15 protein-coding genes are annotated in these 17,620 nt (G+C 60.0%); 11 read left to right on the top strand and 4 right to left on the bottom strand.

Going from position 1 to position 17,620, the window contains the following annotated elements:
* Positions 1-110 precede the first annotated feature (110 nt).
* Positions 111-311 carry a hypothetical protein gene (locus ACYZTX_RS08950; RefSeq protein WP_007935837.1) on the bottom strand — a complete coding sequence of 67 codons (201 nt, stop codon included), beginning with the start codon at positions 309-311 and terminating at the stop codon, positions 111-113.
* Between the two features lie 685 nt (positions 312-996).
* Between ACYZTX_RS08950 and pcaR the strand changes: the two genes are divergently transcribed.
* The 10 genes from pcaR to pcaC all read left to right on the top strand — a co-directional run bounded on the left by pcaR (position 997) and on the right by pcaC (position 10,609).
* A complete protein-coding gene (gene pcaR / locus ACYZTX_RS08955) occupies positions 997-1,839 on the top strand; it encodes a pca regulon transcriptional regulator PcaR (protein ID WP_008147316.1) in 843 nt (280 codons plus the stop codon).
* A gap of 127 nt (positions 1,840-1,966) precedes the next feature.
* Positions 1,967-3,313: an aromatic acid/H+ symport family MFS transporter gene (locus ACYZTX_RS08960; protein ID WP_462033762.1), complete on the top strand. Its 1,347-nt coding sequence runs from the start codon at positions 1,967-1,969 to the stop codon at positions 3,311-3,313.
* 264 nt (positions 3,314-3,577) lie between these two features.
* Positions 3,578-4,435 carry a CoA transferase subunit A gene (locus ACYZTX_RS08965; protein ID WP_149417863.1) on the top strand — a complete coding sequence of 286 codons (858 nt, stop codon included), beginning with the start codon at positions 3,578-3,580 and terminating at the stop codon, positions 4,433-4,435.
* The gene (locus tag ACYZTX_RS08970; RefSeq protein WP_462033763.1) at positions 4,435-5,214 is read left to right on the top strand and encodes a CoA-transferase subunit beta; all 780 of its coding nucleotides are present in this window, start codon (positions 4,435-4,437) and stop codon (positions 5,212-5,214) included. The genes ACYZTX_RS08965 and ACYZTX_RS08970 overlap by 1 nt, the downstream gene beginning before the upstream one ends.
* Complete coding sequence (gene pcaF / locus ACYZTX_RS08975; RefSeq protein ID WP_462037011.1) at positions 5,211-6,416, top strand: 3-oxoadipyl-CoA thiolase; 1,206 nt, start codon at positions 5,211-5,213, stop codon at positions 6,414-6,416. The genes ACYZTX_RS08970 and pcaF overlap by 4 nt, the downstream gene beginning before the upstream one ends.
* A gap of 36 nt (positions 6,417-6,452) precedes the next feature.
* Entirely contained in the window at positions 6,453-7,157 is a 705-nt protein-coding gene (gene pcaH, locus ACYZTX_RS08980; RefSeq protein WP_462033764.1) for a protocatechuate 3,4-dioxygenase subunit beta, read from the top strand.
* A 1-nt stretch (position 7,158) separates the two neighbouring features.
* Positions 7,159-7,725: a protocatechuate 3,4-dioxygenase subunit alpha gene (gene pcaG, locus ACYZTX_RS08985; protein WP_462033765.1), complete on the top strand. Its 567-nt coding sequence runs from the start codon at positions 7,159-7,161 to the stop codon at positions 7,723-7,725.
* Between the two features lie 298 nt (positions 7,726-8,023).
* Positions 8,024-9,388: a 3-carboxy-cis,cis-muconate cycloisomerase gene (locus tag ACYZTX_RS08990; RefSeq protein ID WP_462033766.1), complete on the top strand. Its 1,365-nt coding sequence runs from the start codon at positions 8,024-8,026 to the stop codon at positions 9,386-9,388.
* A gap of 11 nt (positions 9,389-9,399) precedes the next feature.
* Positions 9,400-10,206, top strand: coding sequence for a 3-oxoadipate enol-lactonase (pcaD, locus tag ACYZTX_RS08995; protein WP_462033767.1), 807 nt, complete (start codon positions 9,400-9,402; stop codon positions 10,204-10,206).
* Between the two features lie 10 nt (positions 10,207-10,216).
* Complete coding sequence (pcaC, locus tag ACYZTX_RS09000; RefSeq protein ID WP_462033768.1) at positions 10,217-10,609, top strand: 4-carboxymuconolactone decarboxylase; 393 nt, start codon at positions 10,217-10,219, stop codon at positions 10,607-10,609.
* 200 nt (positions 10,610-10,809) lie between these two features.
* Here the strand turns inward: pcaC and emhC are convergent, their stop codons facing one another.
* The 3 genes from emhC to emhA are packed head-to-tail and all read right to left on the bottom strand — an operon-like array spanning position 10,810 to position 16,592.
* Complete coding sequence (gene emhC, locus ACYZTX_RS09005; protein ID WP_462033769.1) at positions 10,810-12,270, bottom strand: efflux RND transporter outer membrane subunit EmhC; 1,461 nt, start codon at positions 12,268-12,270, stop codon at positions 10,810-10,812.
* A complete protein-coding gene (gene emhB / locus ACYZTX_RS09010; RefSeq protein WP_462033770.1) occupies positions 12,267-15,431 on the bottom strand; it encodes an efflux RND transporter permease subunit EmhB in 3,165 nt (1,054 codons plus the stop codon). Before emhB ends, emhC begins: the two co-directional genes overlap by 4 nt.
* A gap of 3 nt (positions 15,432-15,434) precedes the next feature.
* Positions 15,435-16,592, bottom strand: coding sequence for an efflux RND transporter periplasmic adaptor subunit EmhA (gene emhA, locus ACYZTX_RS09015; protein WP_462033771.1), 1,158 nt, complete (start codon positions 16,590-16,592; stop codon positions 15,435-15,437).
* Between the two features lie 265 nt (positions 16,593-16,857).
* Here emhA and emhR point away from each other — a divergent pair, with 265 nt between their 5' ends.
* Complete coding sequence (emhR, locus tag ACYZTX_RS09020; RefSeq protein WP_462033772.1) at positions 16,858-17,490, top strand: efflux system transcriptional repressor EmhR; 633 nt, start codon at positions 16,858-16,860, stop codon at positions 17,488-17,490.
* Positions 17,491-17,620: the final 130 nt, after the last annotated feature.

Genomic DNA, 17,620 nt, shown 5'->3' on the forward strand with positions numbered 1-17,620 from the left:
TAGGTGAGGTGGCCGCTGCCCGCTCATAGCGGGCGCGAAAGGCATCATCGATACATCCCGCTTTTAACGGGTGCAGACGCAGACCCTTGAAAGAATTCAGGCCAAGGCGGTTATGGCTCTTCGGCTTTGAGTTCCTTTTCCATTTTCTGCAATTCTTGAGTGAAAGCCTGATCCTGAACGGTGGCGCGTTTACGCCAGGGTTTGCGCTCTGGTTCGGGCTGAGCGGCGTAGGTGGTGACTTCCCCGCCGTAAACTTCCTTGTAACGTTGTTCCTGGCGCTCAAGTTCCGCGCGCAGTTCGTCTTTCGTCACAGTGCTACCTGATTGAGTTGAGATAAATTCTGGTGAAACGCGCTGCATAAATGTATTGACCACGCTCGCCGAAAGGACAAGGCCGGTGAAGGCATCGTTTTTACGGCATTGAAATCAATACTTCCATGTTGCAGGCGGCCACGCACCAGAGATTAACAGCTGACGTAGCATCAGTTTCCTGTTTCAGCGAACGCTTTGGCGAAGCATATGAAATGAGCGTCAGGCGCTTGCTGCGGGCAGCGACAATGGAACATCGCGCTACCGGGTAGCGGAATCGGCAATTAAAAGCCGGTCGCCACTGAATTGCATTATAGCGGTCGATTCGAAGAACACTATCGCCAAAGAGTTAAAAGTGGGTCTTGATGTGTGAATGTTTGGATACTCGCAACTTTTACGGCTAACTAGGTCGTTCGGTAACGCCGACTTTACAGTGATGTCTTTCTGACGCCATTAACTCGAACAAGTTAGGGCAACTACAGCGACCCTTTTAGTCTTCGTTCGAGCCAGTGTAAAAACAGGTTATAGGAGGGTAAAAACCCGTACAACAGTCGGCTGGCCCAGATGAGAGTCGATTGCGATTATCGCTCGATGGTTCGATAATCGAACAGTCTTGGTTGCTCGGGCTTGTGTGAGAGGCCGGCTACCGCATGTAATAGCCGCTGATCCGTGTGGGAAAGGACCTTATATGAACGATCAAATGCGCAATTCCTTCGCTTCAGTGGCGCCGCCGATTGTTGCCTCGCCCGCCAAGCGGATCCAGGCACTGACTGGCGACCCCGATTTCATGACGTCCCTCGCCCGTGGCCTGGCCGTGGTGCAAGCGTTCCAGGAACGCAAACGTCATCTCACCATTGCCCAGATCAGCCACCGCACGGAAATTCCCCGCGCCGCTGTGCGACGTTGCCTGCACACGTTGATCAAACTCGGCTACGCCACCACCGACGGCCGCACGTATTCGCTACTACCCAAAGTGCTGACGCTCGGCCATGCCTATGTGTCTTCGACTCCGCTGGCGGTTTCTGCCCAGCCCTACCTGGACCGCATGAGCGAGCAACTCCATGAAGCCTGCAACATGGCCACCCTGGAAGGCGATGACATCTTGTACATCGCGCGTTCGGCCACCACCCAGCGATTGATTTCCGTCGACCTGTCGGTGGGTGGACGTCTGCCCGCCTATTGCACCTCGATGGGTCGGATTCTTCTTGCGGCGCTGGACGATACGTCACTGCGCGAGTATCTCGATCATGCGGAGCTGCAAGCCAAGACCAGCCGAACCCTGCACACCCCCGAGGCGTTGCTCGAATGCCTGCAAGAGGTGCGGCAACAAGGCTGGTGCATCGTCGATCAAGAACTGGAACAGGGCCTGCGCTCGATTGCCGTTCCCGTGTACGACGCTTCCGGGCAAGTGGTCGCGGCGCTGAATGTCAGTACTCACGCTGGCCGGGTCAGCCGCAACGAGCTGGAGCAACGTTTCCTGCCCGGTCTTTTGAGCGCCAGTCGCGACCTGAGTGCGCAGTTGTTTGCCTAAGTTGTTCGATAAACGCACAGAGTCGCGTTTATCGAATTGACGCTCTTTCCCCAGGATCACTAATGTCGCGGCAGCGTCAGCCTTGGCTGACACCTGTTCGACTGCGTTCTTGCGTGGAATAAAAATAATGAACCAGCCTCAGTCTGCTGTAGGAAACTGCCTCGACGTGCAGTCCTTCATCAATGCTCAACCCATATCGCGCTACCAGTGGCGAGTGGTAATTCTGTGTTTCCTGATTGTTTTCCTCGATGGCCTCGACACGGCGGCCATGGGCTTCATCGCGCCCGCCCTGTCCCAGGATTGGGGCATCGACCGCGCCAGCCTTGGCCCGGTGATGAGCGCTGCGCTGATCGGCATGGTCTTCGGCGCACTGGGTTCTGGCCCGTTGGCTGACCGCTTCGGGCGAAAAATCGTACTGGTGGGGGCGGTGCTGTTATTCGGCGCTTTCAGCCTGGCTTCGGCTTACAGCACCAACGTCGATCAGCTGCTGGTGCTGCGTTTTCTAACCGGCCTGGGCCTTGGCGCCGGCATGCCGAACGCCACGACGCTCCTGTCCGAATACACCCCGGAGCGTAAGAAGTCCCTGTTGGTGACCAGCATGTTCTGCGGCTTCAACCTTGGCATGGCTGGCGGCGGTTTCATTTCCGCCAAGCTGATCCCGGCTTATGGCTGGCACAGCCTGCTGCTGATTGGCGGGATTCTGCCGCTGATCCTCGCAGTCGTTTTGTTCTTCTGGCTGCCGGAATCGGCGCGCTACCTCGTCGTCCGCAATCGCGGCACTGACAAAGTACGCAAGACGCTGGCGCCAATCGACCCGACGGTCGTTGCCCAGGCATCCAGCTTCAGCGTGCCGGAACAGAAAACCGTGAAGGCCCGCAATGTTTTCGCAGTGATCTTCTCCGGCACCTACAGCACCGGCACCTTGTTGCTGTGGCTGACCTACTTCATGGGGCTGGTGATCGTTTATCTGCTGACCAGTTGGCTGCCGACGCTGATGCGTGACAGTGGCGCGAGTATGGAACAGGCGGCGTTTATTGGCGCGTTGTTCCAGTTTGGTGGGGTATTGAGCGCGGTCGGCGTGGGCTGGGCGATGGACCGGTTCAATCCGCACAAGGTTATCGGCATTTTCTATCTACTCGCCGGGGTATTTGCCTACGCGGTAGGGCAAAGCCTGGGCAACATCACGCTGCTGGCGACGTTGGTGCTGGTGGCCGGGATGTGTGTCAACGGCGCGCAATCGGCGATGCCTTCACTGGCGGCGCGGTTTTATCCGACCCAGGGGCGGGCGACCGGGGTGTCGTGGATGCTCGGGATTGGCCGCTTCGGTGCAATTCTCGGTGCGTGGATGGGCGCGACACTACTGGGCCTTGGCTGGAACTTTGAGCAGGTGCTGACAGCGCTGGTGATTCCAGCAGCATTGGCGACCACGGCGGTGGTGATCAAGGGCATGGTCAGTCATGCGGATGCAACCTGAGGGTACATGATCGTTGTTGAATTGGCGGGCCTCTTCGCGAGCAGGCTCGCTCCCACAGGGGAACGCGATCAACTGTGGGAGCGAGCCTGCTCGCGAAGCTTTTGGGGATCGGTAGCCAGACAATAATCTGTTCGATAAACGAACACTTAGTCGATTATCGGATTGTTTGGCGTTTTTCAGGGGCTTACTCTTCAGTCATTCCGGCGCTGCGCATCGCGCCTTTTTCTACCACTGTCGGTTCATAACAAAACGGGAGCCTGCCCCATGGCTGAAATCCTTTCGCTGCACGACGCGGTAAAGCAATTCGTTAACGACGGCGATACCGTCGCGCTCGAAGGCTTCACTCACCTGATCCCTACGGCGGCGGGTCACGAAATCATTCGCCAGGGCAAGAAAGACCTGACCCTGGTGCGGATGACGCCTGACCTGGTCTACGACCAGTTGATCGGCGCCGGTTGTGCTCGCAAGCTGATTTTCTCCTGGGGCGGCAACCCGGGCGTCGGTTCGCTGCACCGCCTGCGTGACGCCGTCGAGAAACAGTGGCCACACGCGCTGGAAATCGAAGAACACAGCCACGCCGACCTGGCCAATGCCTACGTCGCTGGCGCATCCGGCCTACCGTTCGCGGTGTTGCGTGCCTACGCCGGTTCCGACCTGCCGAAGGTCAATCCGCTGATCAAAACCGTTACCTGCCCATTCACCGGCGAAGTATTGGCGGCCGTGCCTTCGGTGCGCCCGGACATCACCGTGATTCACGCGCAGAAAGCCGACCGCAAAGGCAACGTGCTGCTCTGGGGCATTCTCGGCGTGCAGAAAGAAGCGGCGTTGGCCGCCAAGCGTTGCATCGTTACCGTCGAAGAAATCGTCGACGACCTCAATGCACCGATGAACTCGTGTGTTCTGCCGACGTGGGCGTTGAGCGCGGTCTGCCACGTTCCCGGCGGCGCGCATCCGTCATACGCTCACGGTTACAACGAGCGTGATAACCGTTTCTATCAGGCCTGGGACCCGATTGCCCGCGACCGTGAAACCTTCACCGCGTGGATCAACGAGTACATCCACGGCTGCGCTGACTTCAGCGAGTTCCAGGCCAAACTGGCCGCTGCTTCGGAGGCGAAGTAATGACTTACACCACCAATGAAATGATGACCGTCGCCGCTGCCCGCCGTCTGAAAAACGGTTCGGTGTGCTTCGTGGGTATCGGCCTGCCGTCGAAAGCCGCGAACCTGGCGCGTCTGACGTCCTCACCGGACGTCGTCCTGATCTACGAATCAGGTCCGATTGGTGCCAAGCCCAGCGTGCTGCCGCTGTCTATCGGTGACGGCGAGCTGGCGGAAACCGCCGATACCGTGGTTCCGACCGGTGAGATTTTTCGCTATTGGTTGCAGGGCGGGCGCATCGACGTCGGTTTCCTTGGCGCCGCGCAAGTCGATCGATTCGGCAACATTAACACCACGGTGGTGGGCGACTACCATCAGCCGAAAGTCCGCCTGCCGGGTGCCGGTGGCGCGCCGGAGATCGCCGGTTCCGCCAAGAGCGTGCTGATCATCCTCAAGCAGTCGGTGCGTTCCTTTGTCGACAAACTCGACTTCATTACCTCGGTCGGCCATGGCGAGGGCGGTGATTCGCGCAAGCGACTCGGTCTGCCGGGCGCCGGACCGGTCGGCATCATCACCGACCTGTGCATCATGGAACCGGAAGCGGATACCCATGAATTCGTGGTCACCGCGCTGCACCCAGGCGTGACCCGCGAGCAAGTGACTGCCGCTACCGGTTGGGCGATTCGTTTTGCCGAGACGGTTGAAAACACCGCTGAGCCAACGGTCGTCGAACTGACGGCGCTCAGGGATCTGGAAGCCCGCACCGCAGCCGCCCACGGCCAAGCACCCGGAGAAGCCTGATGCGCGACGTTTATATCTGCGACGCGATTCGCACCCCCATAGGCCGTTTCGGCGGTGGCCTGTCGGCGGTTCGCGCTGACGACCTGGCCGCCGTGCCAATCAAGGCGCTGATGGCGCGCAACCCATCGGTCGACTGGAGCGCGGTTGACGAGGTGTTCCTCGGTTGCGCCAACCAGGCCGGCGAAGACAACCGCAACGTAGCGCGCATGGCGTTGTTGCTGGCGGGCCTGCCGGAAACCATTCCGGGCGTGACCCTCAATCGCCTCTGCGCCTCGGGTATGGATGCCATCGGCACCGCTTTCCGGGCCATCGCCAGTGGCGAGATGGAGCTGGCGATTGCTGGCGGCGTAGAGTCGATGTCCCGTGCACCGTTCGTGATGGGCAAGGCTGATGCGGCGTTCTCGCGCAACATGAAGCTGGAAGACACCACCATCGGCTGGCGTTTCATCAACCCGTTGATGAAAGCTCAATACGGCGTCGATGCGATGCCGCAGACCGCCGATAACGTGGCTGACGATTACGAAGTGCCCCGCGAGGATCAAGACGCTTTCGCACTGCGCAGTCAACAACGGGCGGCCGCCGCACAAGCCGCAGGATTTTTCGCCGAAGAAATCGTTGAAGTGCGCATTGCCCACAAGAAGGGTGAAAGTGTCGTCAGTCAGGATGAACATCCTCGCGCCGACACCACGCTGGAAACCCTGGCCAAACTCAAACCGGTCAACGGTCCCGACAAAACAGTCACCGCCGGCAATGCTTCCGGTGTGAACGATGGTGCGGCGGCATTGATTCTGGCCTCTGGCGAGGCGGTGAAGAAACACGGTCTGACCGCCCGCGCCAAAGTGCTGGGCATGTCCAGCGCCGGTGTCGCACCACGGGTCATGGGCATCGGCCCGGTGCCTGCGGTGCGCAAATTGACCGAGCGCCTTGGTCTGGCCGTCAGCGATTTCGACGTAATCGAACTCAACGAAGCGTTCGCCAGCCAGGGTTTGGCAGTGCTGCGTGAACTGGGGCTGGCGGACGACGCTGCCCAGGTCAACCCGAACGGTGGCGCCATTGCCTTGGGCCATCCGTTGGGCATGAGTGGCGCCCGACTGGTACTGACCGCGCTGCATCAGCTGGAAAAGACCGGTGGCAAGAAAGGTCTGGCGACCATGTGCGTCGGCGTGGGCCAGGGTCTGGCCTTGGCCATCGAACGCGTCTGACGCGCAGCCGTGACAATAAGAACAGAGGAAAGCGAAATGACTGACAAGCCTGGTTACCGTCGCCCGCAGGAGGGCACCCAGCCGGACTACCTGCACCCGACTTATCAATCCACCAACCTGCGCTCACCGTCCAAGCCGTTGGTGTTTTTGCCCCATTCGCTGTCGGAAATTACCGGTCCGACCATCGGCGCCGAGCGAGTGCAGGAGAAGGACAACGACCTGACCGCCCAGCACAAGGGCGAGCCACTGGGCGAACGCATCATCATTCACGGCCGCGTGCTGGATGAAGATGGCTTGCCGGTGCCGGGCATTCTGGTGGAGATCTGGCAAGCCAACGCTGCCGGTCGCTATAACCATGCCCGCGACCTGCACGATGCGCCGCTGGACCCGAATTTCACCGGCACCGGCCGCACCGTGACCGACGCCGATGGCTGGTATCAGTTCCAGACCATCAAGCCCGGTGCCTACCCGTGGGGCAACCACCACAACGCGTGGCGTCCGGCGCACATCCATTTCTCACTCTTCGGGCCGAGCATTCTGACGCGCCTGGTGACTCAGATGTATTTCCCGGGCGACCCGCTGCTGGCCTATGACCCGATCTACAACTGCGTACCGGATACCCGCGCCAAAGAACGTTTGATCGCCAGTTTCGACCTGGAAAAAACCATCCCTTCCTATGCCCTCGGTTATCGCTGGGACATCGTCTTGCGCGGCCGCGAAGCCACGCCGATGGAGAAATAAGATGACGCTGAATGCGACCACGTCCCACACCGTCGGGCCGTATTACCACATCGGCCTGACCTGGCTGAACCGCGAAGACCTGACGGTCGAGCAAACCCTGGGCCAGCGCGTGGCGATCACCGGGCAAGTCGTCGATGGCAACGGTGATTTTGTTAACGATGCAATGCTGGAAGTCTGGCAAGCCAACGCCGCCGGCAAGTACGACCACCCCGAAGACGATCAGGACAAACCTCTGGACCCAAACTTCGAAGGCTTTGCCCGGGTACCGGTGGATGCGCATGGGCGCTTTCGTTTTACCACCATCAAGCCGGGCACGGTGGAGGGCCTGAAAGGCACGACCCAGGCGCCGCATCTGGTAGTGCTGGTGTTTGCTCGCGGGTTGGTGAAGCACTTGCTGACACGGATTTACTTTGATGGAGAGCCGGCGAATGTGTCGGATCCGCTGCTGGAGTGTGTGCCGGCTGAACGCCGCAGTACGTTGCTGGCGAAGCAGGATGCTTCGGGTGTGTATCAGTGGAATGTGATTCTGCAAGGGACGGATGCGGAGACGGTGTTCTTCGATTACTGAGAGAACACCTCACCCCTGTGGGAGCGAGCCTGCTCGCGATTGCGGTGTGTCATTCAGCATTGATGGCACTGATACACCGCTTTCGCGAGCAGGCTCGCTCCCACAGGGGATCTGTGTTGCTAATGCTTCTGTGGAACGGGACTGTTACAAAGTGTGTCTAGGCTCTCACTGTCACCAAAGAGTGAAAAACAATGACAACCTCCACCGCTACTACAGCGCACTACACTGGCGAAGGTGCTGATTACCCCTTTGATCCATCTGCGTGGGCCTGACCGGCCCACGCCTGCAGGGACTGTTTATGAACGAGCGACCGGGCAATCAATTGTTCGATGCCTATTTCACTGCCCGCGATATGCGTGAGGTGTTCTGCGATCAGGGGCGGGTTCAAGCGATGCTTGATTTCGAAGCGGCACTGGCCCGGGCCGAGGCACGCGTAGGGCTGATTCCGCAAACAGTTGTCGCGCCCATTGAAGCGGCATGTCAGGCCGGGCAATACGACTTCGCCGCCCTCGGCGAGGCGATTGCCACGGCCGGCAATTCGGCGATTCCGTTGGTCAAGGCGCTGGGTAAACAGATCGCGGCCAACCATGCCGAAGCCGAGCGCTATGTGCATCTGGGCGCGACCAGCCAGGACGTGATGGACTCAGGTTTGGTGCTGCAACTGCGCCGGGCGCTGGAACTCATCGAAAGCGATCTGGTGCAACTGGGCGAAATTCTCGCGACTCAAGCCTTGCGTTACGTTGCCACACCGCTGGCCGGGCGCACCTGGTTGCAGCACGCGACGCCAGTCACCCTCGGCATGAAAATCGCCGGTTGGCTGGGCTCTGTCACTCGCAGCCGTCAGCGTTTGCAAGAACTCAAACCGCGATTGCTGGTGCTGCAATTCGGCGGCGCCTCCGGAACCCTCGCGGCCCTTGGCGAGCAGGCGATGCCAATTGCCCAGGCACTGGCCGAAGAGTTGCAATTGACGTTGCCGGAACAGCCTTGGCACACCCAGCGAGATCGCTTGGTGGAGTTCGGCTCGGTATTGGGATTGATCGCCGGCAGCCTTGGCAAACTGGGTCGCGACATCAGCCTGTTGATGCAGACCGAAGCCGCTGAAGTGTTCGAACCCTCGGCGCCGGGCAAGGGCGGTTCTTCGACCATGCCGCACAAACGCAACCCGGTAGGCGCGGCGGTGCTGATCGGCGCGGCAACGCGGGTTCCGGGTTTGCTCTCGACCCTGTTCAGCGCCATGCCTCAAGAACACGAGCGCAGCCTGGGCCTGTGGCATGCCGAGTGGGAAACCCTGCCGGAGATTTGCTGCCTGGTGTCCGGCAGCCTGAAACACGCGTTGCTGGTGGCGGATGGACTGGAAGTGGACGCCGAACGCATGGCCCGCAACCTCGACCTGACCCAAGGCCTGGTGCTCGCCGAAGCGGTGAGTATCGTCCTCGCTCAACGAGTGGGGCGCGACACGGCGCACCATTTGCTGGAGCAATGCTGCAAGCGCGCAGTGGCCGAACAACGTCATCTGCGCGCAGTACTCGGCGACGAGCCGCAAGTGACCGCCGAACTGTCGGATGCTGAACTCGATCGTCTGCTGGACCCCGCCCATTACCTCGGTCAGGCCCATACTTGGGTCGAGCGAGCGGTGGCTGAACATTCTGCGTTGACTGCCTGAAGGAGATTGCTGTGGCTTTTGTACAACTCGCCGAGGGCGAACTGCACTACCAAATTCAAGGGCCGCAACTCGATGGCCCGGCGGATGCGCCGGTGCTGGTGCTGTCCAACTCGCTGGGGACCGACCTGCACATGTGGGACGCGCAGATTGCGGCGTTCACCGAGCATTTCCGGGTGCTGCGTTTCGACACCCGTGGCCACGGACAATCGCTGGTAACGCCGGGTCCGTACAGCATCGAGCAACTGGGCCACGACGTGCTGGCGCTGCTGGATGCATTGCACATCGAGCGCGCGCATTTTTGCGGTCTGTCGATGGGCGGTTTGATTGGCCAATGGCTGGGGATCAACGCCGGCCAGCGTCTGCACAAACTGGTGGTGTGCAACACCGCAGCGAAAATCGGCGATCCGTCGGTGTGGAACCCACGGATCGAAACCGTGCTGCGTGACGGCGCGGCGGCCATGGTCGCCCTGCGCGATGCGTCGATTGCGCGCTGGTTCACCCCTGACTTTGCTGAAGCGAATCCTGCCGCCGCGAAGAAGATTACCGACATGCTCGCGGCCACTTCGCCTCAAGGGTATGCCGCGAACTGTGCCGCCGTGCGCGATGCCGATTTCCGCGATCAGCTGTCCTCGATCAAGGTGCCGCTGCTGGTCATCGCCGGCACCGAAGACGCGGTGACGCCGCCGTCCGGCGGGCACTTCATTCAGGAACACGTGCAGGGCGCCGAGTACGCCGAGTTCTACGCCGCGCACCTGTCCAACGTCCAGGCCGGCGCTGCATTCAGTGACCGGGTACTGACGTTTTTGTCGGCTCATTAAGGGGATTGTTGTGGACGAGAAACAACGCTATGACGAGGGCCTGAAAGTCCGCCGTGCAGTACTCGGCGACACCCACGTCGACCGTAGCCTGAACGCGCTGACCGAGTTCAACTCGGAGTTTCAGGAGATGATCACCCGCCATGCCTGGGGCGATATCTGGACCCGTCCGGGGCTGCCGCTACATACCCGCAGCCTGATCACGATCGCCATGCTGATCGGCATGAACCGCAACGAAGAACTCAAACTGCACTTGCGCGCCGCCGCCAACAACGGCGTGACCCGCGGCGAGATCAAGGAAGTGATCATGCAAAGCGCGATCTACTGCGGCATTCCCGCAGCGAACGCGACGTTCCACCTGGCGGAGTCGGTGTGGGATGAGTTGGGGGTTGAATCGCGGGAGTGATCTTCGGGATTTCCAGTGTCTGAGGTGACGCCATCGCGAGCAAGCTCCCACAGGGTCATTCTGTATGCATGTAATTTGTGGCAGACACAAATCCCCTGTGGGAGCGAGCCTGCTCGCGAAGGGGCCGGACCTGCTAACACAACTTTTAGCAGTCAATAAAAAGCCCACACAATCGGTGGGCTTCTTGTTTTACCGCGCTATCAGAACAACTTCAGCTTCGGCGCTTCTTCTTTCAACGGCTCGTTCTTTGCCGTCTGCGCGTTCCAGCCACCGCCCAGTGCCTTGTACAGGTTCACGGCACTGACCAGTTGCGCCAGACGGTCGGTGATCAGTACCTGTTGGGCACTGAACAGCTGACGCTGGGCATCGAGGAAGGTCAGGTTGCTGTCGACACCAATGCGGTAGCGACGCTCGGCCAGGCGGTAGTAGTCCTGGTTCGCGGTGACGAAATCACGCTGGGCCTGCAACTGATCGGTGTAGGTCTGGCGGGCGGCCAGGCCGTCGGCGACTTCCTGGAAGGCCGTTTGAATGGACTTCTCGTAGTTCGCCACGCCGATGTCTTTCTGGATTTTTGAATAATCCAGGCTGGCACGCAGGCTGCCGGCGTTGAAGATCGGCAGGTTGATCTGCGGCTGGAACAACCAGGTGCCCGAACCGCCCTTGAACAGACCGGACAGGTCCGGGCTCAGGCTACCGGCATTGGCTGTCAGGCTGATGCTCGGGAAGAACGCAGCCCGTGCCGCGCCGATGTTGGCGTTGGCCGCTTTCAGGTCGTATTCGGCCTGGAGGATGTCCGGACGACGTTGCAGCAAGTCCGATGGCAGACCGGCCGGCACCTCGCTCAGCAGATCGTCAGCCAATGGCTTGGGCGTCTGCAAGTTGGCTGGAACACCGGTGCCGAGCAGCAGCACCAGGCTGTTTTCATCCTGGGCGACTTGACGGGTGTACTTGGCCAGTTGCGCGCGGGCGTTTTCCACCGAGGTACGCGACTGGGCCAGGTCCAGGGCCGAGGCCACACCCACTTCGTTGCTGCGGGCGGTGAGCTTGTAGCTCTCGTCAAACGCACCAAGGGTGTCCTGGGTCAGTTTCAGCAGCTCCTTGTCGGCCTGCCAGGTCAGGTAGGCATTGGCCACGCTGGCCACCAGGCTGATCTGGGTGGTGCGGCGCGCTTCTTCAGTCGCGAAGTACTTCTGCAGCGCTTCTTCGCTCAGGCTGCGAACCCGACCGAACAGGTCGAGTTCATAGGCGCTGATGCCGACCGTGGCCGAGTAGGAACTGGTGATACCCGCTTCGCCGGTCTGCGAGGCGCGTGCCGGGACCCGCTGACGGCTTCCGGTGCCGTTGGCCGAAACCGCCGGGAACAAATCGGCACGCTGGATGCGGTATTGCGCCGCGAAGGCGTCGATGTTCAGCGCCGCGACACGCAGATCACGGTTGTTTTCCAGGGCGACCCGGATCAGCTGTTGCAGCGCCGGGTCATGGAAAAACTGCTTCCAGCCCTGTTCGGCGGCAGCCTGGGCAGGCGCCTGGGCCGACGAATACGCCGGACCTTGCGGGTACTGGCCCGCCACCGGTGCTTCAGGCTGCTGATAATCGGGTATCAGCGAGCAGCCACCGAGCACGAAGGCGGCAACAGCCAGGGAAAGTAGCGACTTGCTCATAAGCCAGCCTCTTTAGAAGGTTCTAGAGCGTCGTCCTGGTCAGCGGTTTTGCGCTGCCCCATGGCCGACACGGTGACGAAAAACAGCGGGACCCAGAAGATCGCCAACACGGTGGCGGTGATCATACCGCCAATTACCACCGTACCGATGGCGTGTTGGCTGCCCGAGCCGGCGCCGCTGGAAATGGCCAGAGGCACCACGCCGAGGACGAACGCCAGGGACGTCATGATGATCGGACGCAAACGCATGCGGCAAGCCTCGATCGCAGCCTCCTGCAAGCTCTTGCCCTGTTCATGCAGGTCTTTGGCGAACTCGACGATCAGAATGGCGTTTTTCGCCGCCAGACCGATGGTGGTCAACAGACCCACCAGGAAGTACACGTCGTTGGACAGACCGCGCAGGCTGGTCGCCATCAGCGCACCGATAATCCCCAGTGGTACCACGAGCACCACCGCAATCGGAATCGACCAGCTTTCATACAACGCCGCCAGACACAGGAACACCATCAGGATCGACAGCGCGAACAGCGCCGGCGCCTGAGAGCCTGCCAGTCGTTCTTCATACGACAGACCGGTCCAGGAAATACCGACACCGGCCGGCAGTTTCTTCGCCAGGGCTTCGACTTCGGCCATGGCTTCACCGCTGGAATAACCCGGTGCCGGGGTGCCAAGAATTTCCATCGCTTCTACGCCATTGTAACGCGACAGTTTCGGTGCACCGTAAATCCACTCACCCTTGGCGAACGCCGAGAACGGGACCATGGTGCCGGCGCTGTTACGCACGTACCATTTCTTGATGTCTTCAGGACTCATGCGCGAACCCGGCTGGCCTTGCACGTACACCTTTTTCACCCGACCGCGGTCGATGAAGTCGTTGACGTAGCTACTGCCCAGCGCAATCGACAGGGTGTTGTTGATGTCGGTGAGCGTCACGCCGAGGGCGCTGGCCTTCTCGTCGTCGATTTCCAGTTGGTATTGCGGTTCGTCGTTCAGACCGTTCGGACGGACTTGCGACAGCACCTTGCTCTGCGCCGCCATGCCGAGGAACTGGTTGCGCGCTTCCATCAGCTTGTCGTGACCGATACCGGCGCGGTCCTGCAGGAACACGTCGAAACCGGTGGCGTTACCCAGCTCCAGTACCGCCGGTGGGGCGAAGGCAAACACCATGGCGTCCCGGAAGGTGAAGAAGTGCTGCTGGGCACGGGCCGCCAGTTTGAACACGCTGTTGTCGGCGTTACGTTCGCCCCACGGTTTGAGCATGATGAACGCCATACCCGAGCTCTGGCCACGGCCAGCGAAGTTGAAGCCGGTCACGGTAAACACCGAGGCCACCGCGTCGCCTTCACCGCCATCCTTGCTCGGACGCAGCAGGAACTCACGCATTTCGTCCACGACCACTTGCGTGCGCTCGGCACTGGAGCCGGCCGGGGTTTGCACCTGGGCGAACAGTACGCCCTGGTCTTCTTCCGGGAGGAACGAGGACGGGATGCGCATGAACAGCCAGATCATGCCGACGACGATGATCACGTAGACCAGCAGGTACGGCACCTTGTTGCGCAGAATATTGCCAACGCCACGTTCGTAGCTTTTCACGCTACGGTCGAAGTTGCGGTTGAACCAGCCGAAGAATCCGCGTTTCGGAACGCCGTGCTCGCCTTTCGGAATCGGCTTGAGCATGGTGGCGCAGAGTGCCGGGGTGAAGATCAGCGCGACCAGTACCGACAGGGCCATGGCCGAGACGATGGTGATCGAGAATTGCTTATAGATCACACCGGTAGAACCGCCGAAGAATGCCATCGGCAGCAGTACCGCCGACAGTACGAGCGCAATACCGACCAACGCACCCTGGATCTGCCCCATGGATTTCTTGGTGGCCTCCTTGGGTGACAAGCCTTCTTCGCTCATGACCCGTTCGACGTTTTCCACCACGACGATGGCGTCGTCCACCAGCAATCCGATGGCCAGCACCATACCGAACATGGTCAGGGTGTTGATGCTGAAACCGAACGCTGCGAGGACCCCGAAGGTACCCAGCAATACCACTGGCACGGTCATCGTGGTGATGACGGTGGCGCGGAAGTTTTGCAGGAACAGGAACATCACCAGGAAAACCAGTACGATCGCTTCGACCAGGGTTTCAACCACACCCTTGATCGATTCGGTCACCACCGGAGTCGTGTCGTACGGGAACACCACTTCCATCCCTTGCGGGAAGAACGGCTTGAGGGTTTCGATGGTCTTGCGCAGGGCTTTTGCAGTGTCGAGGGCGTTGGCACCGTTGGCCAGTTTCACCGCCAGACCGGAGGCCGGACTGCCGTTGAACTGGGCACTGACCGAGTAGTTTTCACCGCCCAGACCGACATCCGCAACGTCGCCGACACGCACTTGCGAACCGTCCTTGTTGACCTTGAGCAGGATCGCCTTGAACTGCTCGGCAGTCTGCAGGCGGGTCTTGCCGATGATCGTCGCATTCAGCTGTTGGCCTGCCACGGCAGGCAATCCGCCGAGTTGACCGGACGACACCTGAACGTTCTGGCCGGCGATGGCGGTTTTCACGTCTACCGGGGTCAGGTTGTAGTTGTTCAACTTGGCCGGGTCGAGCCAGATCCGCATCGCGTACTGGGCACCGAAGACCTGGAAGTCACCGACACCGGCGGTCCGCGAGACAGGGTCCTGCATGTTCGACACGATGTAGTTGGCCAAGTCGTCCTTGGTCATGCTGCCGTCGCGCGAGACCACGCCGATCACCATCAGGAAGTTCTTCACTGCCTTAGTCACGCGGATCCCCTGTTGCTGCACTTCTTGCGGCAGCAGCGGGGTGGCCAGGTTCAGTTTGTTCTGGACCTGAACCTGCGCGGTATCAGAGTTGGTGCCTTGTTCGAACGTCGCGGTAATGGTCATGCTGCCGTCGGAGTTACTTTCCGAGGAAACATAACGCAGGTTGTCGATACCGTTGAGTTGCTGCTCGATCACCTGCACCACGGTGTCCTGCACGGTTTGTGCGGACGCGCCCGGGTAGGTCACCTGGATTGCAATGGCCGGAGGCGCAATGCTCGGGTATTGGTTGATCGGGAGTTTGAGGATCGATAGTGCCCCGACCAGCATGATCACCAGGGCAATTACCCAGGCGAAAATCGGACGGTCGATAAAAAATCTGGACATGATTTACTCCCCTTTGCCGCTGGAAGCCTTGTTAGCTGCCTGTGCGGGGGCTGGGTTCTTTGCGCCAACGTTAGTCGCTTCACTGGCTTTTACTTCAATGCCAGGTTTGACATATTGCAGCCCTTCGGTGATCAGTCGATCGCCGGCCTTCAGACCGTCTTCGATCAGCCACTGGCTGCCGACAGTGCGGCTGGCCTTGAGCTGACGCAGTTCGACCTTGTTGTCCGGACCGACGACCAGCGCGGTCGGGGTGCCTTTGAGATCACGGGTCACGCCTTGTTGCGGGGCGAGGATCGCCGCGCTGTTCACACCGGCCTGCAATTGGGCGTGTACAAACATGCCTGGCAGCAGGGTGTGGTCAGGGTTCGGGAATACTGCACGCAAGGTCACGGAACCGGTGGTCTGGTCCACCGAGACTTCCGAGAACTCGAGCTTGCCTTCCTGTTTGTACTGGCTGCCGTCTTCGAGGGTTAGCTTGACCTTGGCCGCGTTGTCGCCCGATTTTTGCAGACGACCGCTTTCCAGTTCGCGGCGCAGTTCCAGCAGCTCCACGGAAGACTGGGTCACGTCGATGTAGATCGGGTCGAGTTGCTGGATCACCGCCATGGCTTCGACCTGGCCGCTGGTGACCAATGCGCCTTCGGTCACGCTGGAGCGACCGATACGACCGGAGATCGGCGCGTACACCTTGGTGTAGCGCACATTGATCTGGGCGCTTTGCAGGGAGGCTTCCGATTGCAACCGGTTGGCCAGGGCCGTGTCGTATTCCTGACGGCTCACGGCCTGTTCGTTGACCAATTGCTTGTAGCGATCCGAAATCGATTTGGTCTGCTGCAGGTTGGCTTCGGCGCTTTTCAGGGTGGCGTCATATACAGCCGGATCAATCTGATACAACTGCTGGCCGGCCTTGACGTCGCCGCCTTCCTTGAACAGGCGCTTGAGAATGATGCCGTTAACCTGAGGGCGAACTTCGGCGATGCGGTACGCGCTGGTACGACCCGGAAGCTCGGAGGTCAGAGTGAAGGCTTGAGGTTGCAGAGTAACGACGCCAACCTGAGGGGGTGGTGCGGCAGGTACCGCCTCTTCCTTTTTGCATCCGCTGAGCAGCGATGCCAAGGCGAGGGCAGTGACCAGAGCGGTAACAGCTGGCTTGAATTGCATGAAAATCCTCGGGTCAGGCGCGCAAGTTGCGCACTCGAAAGGTGGAAAGGTAAAAAATGTGCGCTGAGTGGATAAGTAGCTTGCTAAGTAATATACTTACGTTCATGGTTGTTTGTAAACACCCTGGCTGCGTATCCACACCGTTACGAAAACTGTTCAAAGATCCGAATTGTAAGCCGGGGACGACGCCCAAGAGCGCTTGCCCTACTTTTGTTCAGCGAATAGTCAGAAATCGCTGAAGCATCCTGATTGAGGTTGTACTGCCATGGTTCGTCGTACCAAAGAGGAAGCTCAAGAAACCCGTAGCCAGATACTCGAAGCGGCAGAAAAAGCCTTTTTCGAGCGGGGCGTGGCGCGCACGACACTGGCGGATATCGCTACCCTGGCCGGGGTCACTCGCGGCGCCATCTACTGGCATTTCAGCAACAAGGCGGATCTGGTGCAGGCCATGCTGGATACCTTGCAAGAGCCGCTGGACGAAATGGCCAAGGCCAGTGAAAGCGAAGACGAACCCGACCCCCTGGGCTGCATGCGCAAGCTGCTGATTCATTTGTTTCATCAAGTTGCCCTGGACCCGAAAACCCGACGCATCAATGAGATTCTGTTTCATAAGTGCGAATTCACCGATGAAATGTGCGACCTGCGCCAGCAGCGCCGAGCGGTCAGCCTTGAATGCAATGTGCGGATCGCCCTGGCCCTGAGTAATGCGGTCAATCGGGGACAGTTACCGGAAAGCCTCGATACGGCCCGCGCGGCCATCAGCCTGCATGCGTACATCGACGGCATCCTGTATCAGTGGCTGTTGGCGCCCGACAGCTTTGAACTGCACATCGATGCCGAGCGCTGGGTCGATACGGGGTTGGACATGCTGCGCTTGAGCCCTAGCCTGCGCAAATGAAACAAAATGCGTAATTGGCTCCGGTTGTGTCAACACATGAGGCGGACGAAGATCCTCTCGACGCTCGCCTGATTGCAATGGGTTGCTTTTATATACGTACGCTCGCCAGGTTGATAGGTAGTGAGCTACC

The organism is Pseudomonas sp. MDT1-17, from assembly GCF_054898105.1.